Genomic DNA, 12,730 nt, shown 5'->3' with positions numbered 1-12,730 from the left:
AAGGAATACTGACTCATCCCGATTAATGTGGAATAACGGTTCATCGAATGCTGTTTTGGTTCTTTCAAAGAGAGCCTGTTAGCCTATAAAATAAAATTGCCAGAAATAAATCCCGATTTGTTAAGGAGGAACAACATGGTTATTAAAAAAAAAGATATGTTAACCGTCTGCTGTTCACTCGCCTTATTGGGAAGTTTATTGGCAGGTTGTAGTAGCCTAGTCAAGCCAAATGTTACAGCAAGTACATCAGTAGTTTCTGCCAAACTGATAACGCTTTCATGGATGAGATATGAGCATTCTTCGCAAGCGTTAGATGTAAATTCGATAATAGTTCAAGAAATTCAAAAAAGAAAAAATGTGAAGCTTGAATTACGAAGTGTTCCACAAAGTAATTATGAGGATAAGAAGAAAACCCTAATTGCTACAAACTCTATACCCGATGTGATTATGGTTAATCAAAATGATCTTTCGAACTACGCTGATTCGAGTATTTTCCTAGACCTCACACCCTATCTGGATAAAATGCCGAATTTCCAAAAACTTATTGGGCAGAAGCCTGAAATCAATAAGACAAAAGTCGATGGCAAGTTATATGGCTTTCCTCTCGTAACCAAATGGAGCACGCAGTCTGGTCAACTTCCGATGATTCGTACAGATCTGTTGACAAAGCTTAACTTAAAAACCCCAACGACCTATGATGAACTATATCAGGTACTCAAGAAACTTAAAGATGCTTATCCAGCCTCTTATCCTTTTACTAGCCGTGCAGCGAATGGTAAAACGGGAACAGAAAATTTGATCAATCCAATTGCTTTTGGTTTTGGTAGTGGATATACCAATATTACAGGTACTAAGATTTATTTTGAGCAAGCTACAAAGCAATATAAATTTGGTCCTTACTCACCTGAATTTAAAGATGCTATTACCTATCTTCATAAGCTCTATAAAGAAAAACTTCTTGATCCTGATTATTCCGTAGCAACTTCACAAACATGGGTGGAAAAATTAAGTACGGGAAAATCTTTCTTTTACCAAGATAACAATGGTTTCGGTGTAAACTTTAATAAAGCACTTCAGGCTAAAGAGCCAGATGCCAAGTTCGAATTATTACCTGTAATGGCCAGTGAAAAGGGGGTTAAACGCAACAACGTATATCAACTTGATCATCTTGGTGAAATGTACGTAATAAGCTCCAAGGTGAAGTATCCTGAAGAGGTTATCAAGATTATAGACTGGATGTATGGAGACGAGGGGACAAATCTGACAAGCTTTGGTATAGAGAACGTTGATTATACACTTGCTGGTGGCGAATATAAGATTTCTGAAGCGACGCAAGCGAAGTTTAAGGATAAACAAGATCCTTTCCGTGCGATGCAATCTGCGCTTGGAACCGGTTATCTTGGCTTAGCACTTTATTCTGACGACCATCCTCTTATTCCTTCTTCCGCACCGGAACTAATAAAGTGGTCTGAAAAGGCAATCAAGGATCTTGCTGATGGTATTAATTTCAGAGAAGTCAACGATCCTCCATTTAATAAAGAAGAACGAGAAAAGCTTAAACAGCTCCGCACACAATTAGATGCGTATTTAACTTTGAATATGGATAGATTCATTATCAATGATGGGGCATTGAATGATTGGGATAGTTTTATAAAACAATGTAAAGAAAAGGGCGCAACTGAAATTGAAACGATTTATAATACGGCACTCGCGAGAGTAAATAAATAGGACAGTTGCTGCAGGTACTGAACGTGGCGGTTATGCGAGTATTGTGGAAGCGGCTTCTCGTATGACCCGTGTTCGTCAAGAAAGCTATAGGCCAATCAATGAACATAGCCATGTTTATGATGAGTTATACCTTGAATATAACCGTCTACATGAGCTATTCGGCCGGGGTGGCTGTGATGTAATGAAGGGATTGAAGCGGGTTCAGTTAAGGCAAGACGTATAAACAAGGGCAGAGGTTATCTTTGTAAAAAAGGAGGCACTGTTGAATGAATGCTATTTTGCGTGTAATGACAACTCGCTATCCAGAGTTAAGAGATTGTTTGCCAGATATTGAATTGGGATATGAACTTTTATACAATTCCTTTAATCAAAATGGCAAGCTACTATTATGTGGGAATGGTGGAAGTGCGGCAGATTGCGAGCATGTTGTTGGAGAATTGATGAAGGGATTTATGTCCAATCGGCCACTGTCCGCATTGATCAAATCTCAATTTGAGAGTGAATTCCCGGGAGAGGGCATTGGTCTTGCGGAAAGGCTCCAAGGTGCGCTGCCGGCGATTTCACTCATTAGTCATACAGCTTTGATTAGCGCTTATGCAAATGACGTTGCTCCGGAAATGATTTTTGCTCAGCAAGTGTATGGTTATGGACGTCCAGGCGATGTATTAATTGCTTTTAGTACGTCGGGTAACTCTATTAATGTACTCCGGGCCTTGCAAGTTGCCAGGGTGCAAGGTATGAAAACCATTGGTTTCACTGGTTGTAGTGGAGTTAAAATGAAGTCGCTTTGCGATGTGGCCATATGTGTGCCTTGGGAAAAAACATCGGATATCCAAGAGAGGCATCTGCCGATCTATCATGCGTTATGCAGTATGCTTGAGGAGGCGTTTTTTCCTACATGACAATGTTGGCAGCGATCGATATTGGTGGAACAAAATGTGCAGTGAGTTTGGGTGCTATGGAACAAGATCGAGTAGTTATTTTGGAAAAAATATGCTTCACGACTCCATCTAAGCCGAAAGTGGCAATGGATGACATCACAGTAGCCCTGGAGACTGTAATATCTAGGCATTCTGAGCAGACACCTGCGGCGCTAGGCATCAGTTGCGGCGGTCCATTAAACAGCCAGGCTGGACTCATTCTCTCGCCTCCGAATCTTCCAGGCTGGGATAATATTGACGTGATCACTCCTTTTCGCGCGCGTTACGGTATTCCGGTCGGCTTACAGAATGATGCGAATGCTTGTGCATTAGCCGAGTGGCGTTTTGGTGCAGGGAAAGGCTGTAGAAACATGATTTTTCTTACTTTCGGTACGGGTATGGGGGCAGGGCTTATTCTTAACGGGCAGCTTTATAGGGGAACGAATGACATGGCCGGTGAAGTAGGGCATGTTCGTTTAGAAGCTGAAGGGCCATTAGGATATGGAAAGGAGGGTTCATTTGAAGGTTTCTGTAGCGGCGGAGGTATCGCGAAGCTCGCGCAAACTATGGTGATAAAAGCTATTCTAGAAGGTAAGGCTCCTTCCTTTTGTAATAATATGAACGATTTGGACGGTTTGTCTGCTGAAACGGTAGGAAAGGCTGCGCAAGAAGGGGATCCTTTAGCACGGCATGTTTTTAATCTGGTAGGTCGCCGGTTAGGACAGGGACTTGCTATGTTGGTAGATATACTCAATCCGGAAAGAATCGTTATTGGTAGTATCTATGGGCGGCAGCAAGAGCTACTTGAGCCAATTATCATGACCACATTGAGACAGGAAGCCTTATCTTTGTCCCTGGATGTATGTGAGATTGTGCCTGCTGGGTTGGGTGAGCAAGTTGGAGATTATGCAGGATTATCTGTTGCCATGGATATGTTTGAAAAAAGGGCAGGCGAAGGATGACAGACGGCCTTTCAGTTCGAAAAGTTGGATTTAGAGGCTTTTTTTGAAAAACAAACATAACCAAAATAATCGAATAAGTCTTGCAAAGGGATGAACTTCTATTTCAAAATCAACGTAGATTCACTGCCCCTTGTGGGTTCTCGTGGTGGTTTGGCAACGAGTATGAAAAAGGCTGTGGTCCATTTCACCGTGGGTGCAGCCTTTATTATCACTCGTTTTTTCTTTGTTCATCTTGTCCAAGTCGTCTCCAGAAAATGGGGTCATTCGGTTTAATCCACCGAGATTTCAGTTCGCGGAGTACGGAACCATAATCTGTTAAGGATGGTGTTGAAAATGAAATAGGTCTATATAGGTGAAGATTTGGAGAATCTCATATCGATTGATTAATTTTATTTCGATACTAAATGTATCTTGTCAAATGCTAAATGTGATTAGTTTGATAGTTAAGGAAAGCGTCCATGCAGTACTGGGAGAACAGGAATTAGATGACTGATTTAAGCGGGCTAGTGTGGAATATTGTAAATGAAGTACGTGTTTTTGTAAATACAAAAGACAAACGAAGCAATTACAATGTAATTGAGTTCTTAAATGAGAAAAGGGGGGAAGCCTCAATAAAACGATACTTTTTATAAGTCGTGATACAATATGTTTTGAAATTATGCGACAAATTAGTTAGCCGGATGTGAGATGTACATAGGAGATAAACCTTGGTTTCTAATAACGTCACGACAGAAAATGAAATCGCTTACAAAATTAGGGTATATTAGTTATGAAATGGAATTTTGAATCATTAGGAGGAGTTTCAGTGAAGATCAGTAGTAAGAATCTGGTTAGCTTATGTTTGTCTTGCTCCGTTTTATTTTCGATGATGAATGCAGTCGTCCTCCCCATAGGGGCCGTGCAAGTCGCATCTGCGGCAACTGCTTCCAGCCCAATTTTTAGCGATGACTTTAATACGGGAACGCTGACGAATTGGAATAGTGTCAGCGGGTCATGGACGAATACGGGTACTGCCGCACAGGGGGTTTCTACTGCTGATGGACTATTAGTAAGACAGAGTGCTGTAAGTAGTGACTTCACCTACGAAGCGGATATCAAACTGTTAACAGCTAAAGCAGCAGGGCATCTGTATTTTAGAAGTAGCAGTGATGGAAAGGATGCGTACGCAGTTACACTCGATTCAGGGGCCTCCACAAATGTCGTAAAATTATTTAAATTTACTAATAATGAGTATGCGCCAATAAAGACTGTAAATCAAACCCTTACGACGGATCAAACGTATCATCTGAAGGTCGTCACATCCGGAAGCAGCATTAAAATATATTTGGACGGGGCAACCACACCGATTATCGATGCAACCGATACCTCATTCGCATCCGGTCAATTCGGGCTGGGTTCTTATGGGGGGACAGTTCAATATGATAATGTAGTGGCCACGGATAATTCGGCGCCTGCAGCTGCGAGCGCGAATTTCAGTTTGAATGGAAATGATGCTCCGGTGAAAAGTGTTTCAACTGTCGTAACGGCGAGACTTGCCGATACTTCGACCTTGAAATATCAATGGACGAAAAACAGCACTTCACCAGACGGGGCTTGGACGTCCTTTGCAAATGGAGATATGCTCACTCAATCCGGCGTGGTTGGAGACTGGTACTTGTACGTCTCGCTTACAGATACTTCAGGCGCAGTAAAAACGTTTAAATCGAATGTCTTCCATTTGGACAACACATTAATCACGGCAGGGGCCCAGGCAGGGCTAAATGGCAGCCATTGGGGGTTTGAGAGCGGGACGCTTGAAGGCTGGAATGTGGTATCCAACCCATCGAATATACCGATTCTCGCAAGCAATGCCTTTTTTCATAATAATGCGACTACTCCGTATAACAAGGAAGGCAAGTATTTCTTGTCGACACTGGAGGGTGGAGGTACGACCTATGCCGATACCTATAATGCGGTGGTTGTTTCCCCGCAGGTCACGCTTACGCGTCCAACGGTCTCGATGCTAGTAGGCGGTGGGAACGGGACCAACACATACGTAGCGGCTTGTACGGTAGACACGTCGCAAGCTAACAGCTGCCGTGAAGTTGGCAAGATGCAAGGCGCTAACGCTGAGACTATGCAACTTCGCTCGCTGGATTTGTCGGCGTATCTCGGTCAAAAGATTTTCTTCAAGATGTTTGACAATTCCAACAGCAGTTGGGGTCACGTGACGTTAGACGACATATGGGTGAATATTCCGGCTATGCCAAAAGCTTTGAATATCACTGTTGGCGACACTTCAAATGATCTCACATGGCAGCCAGTCATAGAGTCACAGGTTGCTGGATACAACGTGTATAGATCAACCGATTCACAAAATGGTTTTATCAAACTGAATGACAACGTTTTAACGGCAACTTCTTATCATGACAGTACCGGTCAGGCTAACACAGCCTATTACTACCGAATAACGACCGTAGGAACCGACGGATCGGAATCTACACCAGCTTCGAATATCGCCTTCCATCGTCCGGCTCAAGATCTTTACGGACGAGGTTCTACAATCACGTACTCAGGAACGCAGTTGACCGCTATTCAATTCCCGGTTGGGCCGATTGGTGCTGGCGGCATCCGACACTTCGGTACGGGGGAGCGCAGCGAGGCGTGGATTTTCAACAGCGATGATACATTCCGCAATCGTACGACAGGCATCGTGCCGAACAGTTTCTTCGCAGTACGTGCTCAGTCGAAGGGAGGTCAACCTGTTGTAAAGGCACTCCAAACAACAGCCGTAGGGACATTTAATCCGATGAAATCGTTGACTTTCCAAGGTGAATATCCGTTAGGAAAGTACAATTTCCAAGATGATCAATTGCCTGTTCAAGTTAGCCAGGAAGTTTTCAATCCAATGATTCCTGGGAATATGAAGGATTCGGGAATCCCGACAGCGATCTATACAATGACTTTTACGAATCTATCAACAAGCACAGTGGACGTGTCACTGCTTGCATCGCAGCAAAATGCGGTTGGATTCAATGGAATCAGCTCGATCAGCGGGACGAACAAGCGCGACTTCAGCGGTTATGGCAGCAATAGCAATACGCTGCAAATCGGCAGCAATGCTTCGCATCTGCAGATGACTGGCACCAAAGGCAGCATGACATTGTCAGTCTTAGGACCACAAACAGCTGGAACAGCCTCATGGAATACACTGGACGCGCTGCAAACGGCATTTGCAAGCGGCAGTGTGACAGGGGCGAATAGTGCCTCCAGCCCGCAGACTGGAACTACAGTTGATGGCGCATTGACGTCCAGCCTAACGCTTGCGCCTGGCGAAACCAAGCAAGTGAAAGTCCTTCTGAGCTGGTACTTCCCAACGAACCCTGACAGAAACTTCGGCGGAGAGGGAATGCAGTACACGAATTGGTGGAATAACGCATCTGAAGTTGATCAGTATGTGACAAGCAACTTAACCAGCCTACAGGCTCAAACTGAGCTCTATCACAATACGCTGTACAGCTCGAATATACCGCAATATGTACTAGACCGACTTACTTCCGCTACGGCGTTGCTTCACACGCCTACAGTGTTCTGGGCGAAGAATGGTTTCTTCGGCGGATGGGAAGGTTACGGATGCTGTGTCAATATGCCAAACCACGTATGGCACTATGCTCAGGCTCATTCTCGTCTGTGGCCTCAACTCGGTCAGATGTTTGACCAACAATGGTTAAACGCTGAAACAGCGTCTGGGCTGCTGCCATTTCGTTACAATGAAAACACCTTCGCTTTCGATGGTCAGACCGGAGTCGTGCTTTCTGCTTATCGTGACTACCTTCAGTCATCAGATCCAAGCTGGTTGAACACGTATTGGACCAAGATTAAGGGTGCTATGGATTACGTCATCATCCATCATGATCCTAACGGAAACGGTATCCTGCAAGGTGGAGCTTTAACTACTCTCGATGCGGGCTCGCCAACAATGAATTCATGGCTCGGTTCCATGTATCTGGCTGCGGTAAACGCGTCTGCACATTTGGCTAAAGCAGCCGGTGACACAGTAGCTGAGGCCAAATACAACAGTATTTACAGCTTAGGAAGAACGAACCAGGAAACTATGCTGTGGAACGGCCAGTACTATGATGAAAAGTCACAAGGCGGAAGCGGCGCCACGAATTTTATCGGGAATGGCTCTGAAATCGACATGCTGCTTGGCCAGTGGTGGTCCACACAATTAGGTTTGGGCGACATTTATGATCCGGCGCATATGACTTTAGCGCTCAAAAACCTCTACAAGAATAACTTCTATGATAATTTCATCAATTATACGCACCAATATCGCACTTACGTCGAGCCTAATGACGCTGGACTGGTGATGGCAACATGGCCGGGCAACGATAGACCGTCCAACAGCATTATGTATTTCGACGAGGTTATGTCGGGCTTCGAGTATTCGGCTGCTGCAACAATGATTCAGCGCGGGCTGCTTGACGAGGGTCTTAATGTAGTGAATGCTGCGTCAAACCGTTACGACGGCCGACTCAGAAACCAACCTTACATGAGTTTCGGCGAATGTGGAATTGGCGACGGCACCGGAAACCCATTTGGCGATGACGAATGTGGACAATGGTACGGGCGTACGTTGTCGTCATGGTCACTGCTGCTTGCTCTGCAGGGCTTTAACTATGATGCTCCGCATCAAGCTATAGGCTTCGCACCGACTTGGCAGCCTAATGATCACAAATCGTTCTTTACAGCTGCGAACGGATACGGCACATTCAACCAGAAGAGGGATAACAATGGACAGAGTGACAGCATTAACGTCGCGTCTGGAACACTTGATCTGAAAACCTTCTCGGTTTCCGTACCTGCCGATACGTCTAACACAGGTTGGTCGGTAAGTGTAAACGGTCGAAACGTTGAAGGATCAGCAGTAGCGTTGGATGGAACGACACTCACTGCAACACTGCCGCAAACCGTGACCTTGTCTGCCGGCGATCAGATCACGCTGCAGTCGGGTATAGCTGCAACCAGGGTAACCGTGACTGGGGCGAACGGCATAACATCGATTACTCAAAAAGGAGGCACTTTGAAAATGTCAGCAGCGGTTGAACCTGCAAAAGCAACCGACAAGTCGGTAACTTGGGCAGTTTACGATGCCGATAACAAACAGACGGACTTGGCTACAATTAGTGCTGATGGTTTGTTGACGGCACAAAAAGACGGTACTGTCAAAGTTGTGGCAACGGCAAATGGCGCTAGCGGCGTTCAGGGAGAAGTTCAAATTACAATCAGTGGACAAACGGAGATTCCTACGGGCCCGGCGGCGGTATTAACTGGCACGAGTTCTGTACTGGCAGGACAATCATTTACCGATACCTATGGGTTAAGTGGCTTGACGCAGAGTGTATTTGCTCAGGATCTGACACTTACTTATGATCCAGATAAGCTGGAATATATCTCGGCCCATTCTGCGAAGGACGGTTTCCAGATTTTGAAAGAGTCTGATAAGCCGGGCCAAATCCGATTCATTGCGGCAATTACAGGAGCAAACGCTGCGAATCCTAACGGGGATTTGTTGACACTGCACTGGAAAGCTAAATCGGTGACTGCGTCAGCAACCACGGCGATTGTGTTGTCAAATGTTACTGTTGCAAATGGCGATGGTGTGGAGACACACTTATCCGGTAATTCCCACAATGTACTGATTAGTCTAATCCCTGTGGATAAAACGGCACTCGCAGGTAAAATTACTGACGCCCAAACGACGCTTGATGCGGCCGAGGAAGGCAACCAAGTCGGTCAGTATCCGGCAGGATCGAAAGCTACACTGCAAGCAGCTATCGATCAAGCTGCAGTTGTTGCGAATCATACAGCATCTACTCAACAGCAAGTGGATCAAGCAGCGGCTGATTTGACCGCAGCATTGCAAGTGTTCACAGCATCTGTGAATACCCAAGCTCCTGTTGTTAAAACGGCATTGAACACGTTGATTGCTGACGCTCAAACGAAGCATAATACGGCAACGGAAGGTACGCAAATCGGTCAATATCCTGTAGGCTCCAAAGCGACACTGCAAGCAGTTATTGACAGAGCTAGAGCGGTAGCGAACGATTCTGCAGCAACACAGCAGCAAGTGGATCAAGCTTTTGCTGAGTTGAATGCTGCTCTGCATGACTTTACGGTATCCGTCATTATCCCAATGTCTGGGGACATAAACGGTGACGGCAAAATTAGTATTGGCGATTTGGCTATGGTAGCTGCTAATTACGGTAAAACGAAAGACAGTGAGGATTGGGATTTAATCAAGTCAGCGGACGTAAATGGCGACTTCATCATTGATTTGGCTGACCTGGTGATGATTGCTTTGCAAATTTTACAGTAAACTGATGACGGGCAGGGGGCAGAGAGATGCTGATTCCTCTGCCCTGATTTTAATAACGAAAATTCACGTGGGGTTCGATATGAAGTGGATAAATTCTAGCGTTTTTCTTTTTAAGAAAAGTATAAATTTTAGCGGTTTTTTCTAAATACACCAATAATAGGAGATGGTATATTTTTATTAGAGAAAAGTTTAGAGGTGAGAACAGGATGCAGAGAGAAACCATTTTGCAAATGAATCAAATCAGCAAATCATTTGGAACGGTACATGCTTTAAGTAAGGTGGACGTAGAACTCTATCAAGGTGAAATCATGGCTCTTTTGGGGGAAAATGGTGCCGGTAAATCTACATTAATGGACATTTTAAGCGGGGCGATCCCTTCTTATGATGGAGAAATCAGGATTAAGAATCAATATGTTAACATTCACACACCTAATGACGCACGGAAGCAGGGCGTCGTGAAAATTCATCAGGAGCTTCAGCTTATTCCTGAATTGACTGTGGCGGAGAACATTTTTCTAGGCAGGGAGAAGCGAACGAGTCTCGGCTTCATTGATTACAAATTAATGAATGCGCGCGCAACGCAATATTTGAACATTTTAGGTGTTCACGTGGAGCCTAATCAGCTAGTAAAGCAATTGCGGATCGGCGAACAGCAGTTGGTGGAAATAGCTAAGGCACTTTCGCTGGATGCAAAAATATTAATTATGGACGAACCAACAACAGCCTTAAGCAAGAATGAAACCGAGAAGCTATTTCAGGTGGTTCAACAGTTGTCCATGGAAGGTGTCTCGATTATTTACATCACACACAGGATGGAAGAGATCTTCAAGCTTTCGAAGAGAGTCGTAGTACTGAGAGACGGCATGCTGGTTGGTTCGGTGAAAACCTCAGAAACTAGCCACGATGAACTAGTCAAAATGATGGTGGGCAGAACGTTCAACGAGCTTTTCCCTTACCGGGATAAACAGACGAGTAAGGAGGTGCTTCGCGTAGAAAATCTGTGGTACGCCCCTTCTGAGACCCTCGGCAAAAGAAAGCTGAAGGAGGTGTCGTTTTCCCTTCATGAAGGAGAGATATTAGGCATTTCAGGGCTCTTGGGATCAGGGAGATCGGAACTCCTTGAGTGTCTCTATGGGGTTCACCAAGGGAATCACACTGGCCATATTTATATACGAAATCAACTTGTGGAGATCCATCATCCCAAAGAAGCGATCGAATGTGGCATTGGTTTCGTGACTGAGGATCGTAAAGCACAGGGCCTCGTTCTTACGAGATCAATCGGTGAGAATATGTCACTACCTCTGCTTAACAAATTCAGCACATTATTCTTTATGCGAAAGAAGGTTGAGAAGAGACATTGGAATGAGCAAATTCAGACCTTGAAAATAAAAGCCCCCAGTTATGCAACGCTCACACAGAATTTAAGTGGCGGGAATCAGCAAAAAGTCATTATTGGGAAATGGCTGCTTTCCAATCCTGCAATCTTATTACTGGATGAACCGACCCGTGGCATTGATGTCAATGCAAAAGCGGAAATCTATCAGGTGATTCATCAATTGGCCATGAGTGGATTAGGGATTCTCCTAGTCTCATCCGATATGCCCGAAATACTGGGTTTGTCCGATCGTATTTTAACGATTTGTGAAGGTCGGATCACGGGTGAATTTTTGAAACACGAAGCGACAGAAGAGAAGTTGCTGAAAGCGGCAACAGATAGTGAGGCGGAATAATGATGGCAGTATTGAAATCACTTTCAAAAATAGATGTAGGAAAGTCAAAACAACGGTTGAAGAAAATACGAATTCTTAGCACTATTATTCGATTTCAAAGCTTATTTGGTCTTGCTCTGGTCTTTGCTGTAGCGTCTATCATTTGTACACGCGACGGTGAAAATTTGTTTCTAGCGCCGACGAATCTTGCAAATGTTGTTCGATCCATATCCGAAAATGGCATCATGGCCATTGGTATGACGTTGGTTATTTTGATTGGCGGTATCGATTTATCTGTTGGAGCGATTCTCGGTTTAACCGCAACAGCGGCAGCGGATTTGATGATGAATCATTCGATGGGGATGTTGGAGACGATCATGATTGTACTTGCGCTGGGGGCGGCATTCGGTGCTTTTAATGGGATCGTGAGTACAAAGCTAGGTATTCAAGCATTTATTGTTACACTAGCATCCATGAGTATCGCTCGCGGACTTGCCCGGTTTTGGTCAGGGGGCATCGGAATTCCGATTGCTTATGGCACAGGAGAAGGTTCTGCACCGAATTCCTTTAGCATATTCGGGGAACGTGTTGGCGGTATTCCGGTTCCAGCTCTATGTTTTCTTATCTTGGGTGTCATTTTTATCATTATGCTGAAGTTTACCAAATTCGGTCGGCATGTGTATGCAATAGGCGGTAATGCAACTGCAGCGCATCTTTCCGGCATTAATATCAATCGTATCAAGATTATGATATATGTGATTGCAGGTGTTCTATCTGCCATTGCGGGTACTGTTCATGCCGCACAGGTGAGCCAAGGGAGTCCGAACGATGGGATCGGGTATGAGTTAAATGCAATCGCAGCTGTAGCCATTGGCGGCACAAGTCTTGCAGGTGGCAAAGGAACAGTCATAGGCACTATTATCGGCGCATTAATCCTTGGCGTCCTTGATAATATGCTAGGTCTCAAGAACGTGAATACGAATCTCCAATTAGTCGTTAAAGGGCTTATCATCATTATTGCAATGGTTTTACAGAAACAAAAATCATAAA

7 protein-coding genes are annotated in these 12,730 nt (G+C 44.7%); all 7 read left to right on the top strand.

The features are described 5' to 3' along the window. Positions 1–135 precede the first annotated feature (135 nt). The 7 genes from FU659_RS06555 to FU659_RS06530 all read left to right on the top strand — a co-directional run bounded on the left by FU659_RS06555 (position 136) and on the right by FU659_RS06530 (position 12,729). A complete protein-coding gene (locus FU659_RS06555; protein WP_147946814.1) occupies positions 136–1,728 on the top strand; it encodes an extracellular solute-binding protein in 1,593 nt (530 codons plus the stop codon). A 266-nt stretch (positions 1,729–1,994) separates the two neighbouring features. Further along, positions 1,995–2,630, top strand: a complete 636-nt coding sequence (locus FU659_RS06550; protein ID WP_147946813.1) for a D-sedoheptulose-7-phosphate isomerase — start codon at positions 1,995–1,997, stop codon at positions 2,628–2,630. Beyond that, positions 2,627–3,610, top strand: a complete 984-nt coding sequence (locus FU659_RS06545; protein ID WP_147946812.1) for an ROK family protein — start codon at positions 2,627–2,629, stop codon at positions 3,608–3,610. The genes FU659_RS06550 and FU659_RS06545 overlap by 4 nt, the downstream gene beginning before the upstream one ends. Positions 3,611–3,700: 90 nt before the next feature. After that, positions 3,701–3,883: a hypothetical protein gene (locus FU659_RS35195; protein ID WP_187273948.1), complete on the top strand. Its 183-nt coding sequence runs from the start codon at positions 3,701–3,703 to the stop codon at positions 3,881–3,883. A gap of 532 nt (positions 3,884–4,415) precedes the next feature. Then, positions 4,416–9,971 (top strand): GH116 family glycosyl-hydrolase, encoded by a 5,556-nt coding sequence (locus FU659_RS06540; protein ID WP_187273947.1) that lies wholly within the window; start codon positions 4,416–4,418, stop codon positions 9,969–9,971. Between the two features lie 206 nt (positions 9,972–10,177). Further along, on the top strand, positions 10,178–11,701 hold the full coding sequence (locus FU659_RS06535) for a sugar ABC transporter ATP-binding protein (protein WP_147946810.1): 1,524 nt from the start codon (positions 10,178–10,180) through the stop codon (positions 11,699–11,701). Next, the gene (locus FU659_RS06530; RefSeq protein ID WP_261807652.1) at positions 11,701–12,729 is read left to right on the top strand and encodes an ABC transporter permease; all 1,029 of its coding nucleotides are present in this window, start codon (positions 11,701–11,703) and stop codon (positions 12,727–12,729) included. The genes FU659_RS06535 and FU659_RS06530 overlap by 1 nt, the downstream gene beginning before the upstream one ends. The last annotated feature ends 1 nt before the right edge of the window (position 12,730 follow it).

Origin of the sequence: Paenibacillus sp. N3.4 (assembly GCF_008017805.1) — a bacterium.
Taxonomy (GTDB): domain Bacteria; phylum Bacillota; class Bacilli; order Paenibacillales; family NBRC-103111; genus Paenibacillus_E.
This window is presented reverse-complemented; position numbering and strand designations above follow the sequence as displayed.

Excerpts from the sequence above, each read along its gene's own strand:
- FU659_RS06555 (WP_147946814.1), top strand. The coding sequence starts at position 136 with ATGGTTATTAAAAAAAAAGATATGTTAACCGTCTGCTGTTCACTCGCC.
- FU659_RS06550 (WP_147946813.1), top strand. The coding sequence starts at position 1,995 with ATGAATGCTATTTTGCGTGTAATGACAACTCGCTATCCAGAGTTAAGA.
- FU659_RS06545 (WP_147946812.1), top strand. The coding sequence starts at position 2,627 with ATGACAATGTTGGCAGCGATCGATATTGGTGGAACAAAATGTGCAGTG.
- FU659_RS35195 (WP_187273948.1), top strand. The coding sequence starts at position 3,701 with ATGAACTTCTATTTCAAAATCAACGTAGATTCACTGCCCCTTGTGGGT.
- FU659_RS06535 (WP_147946810.1), top strand. The coding sequence starts at position 10,178 with ATGCAGAGAGAAACCATTTTGCAAATGAATCAAATCAGCAAATCATTT.
- FU659_RS06530 (WP_261807652.1), top strand. The coding sequence starts at position 11,701 with ATGATGGCAGTATTGAAATCACTTTCAAAAATAGATGTAGGAAAGTCA.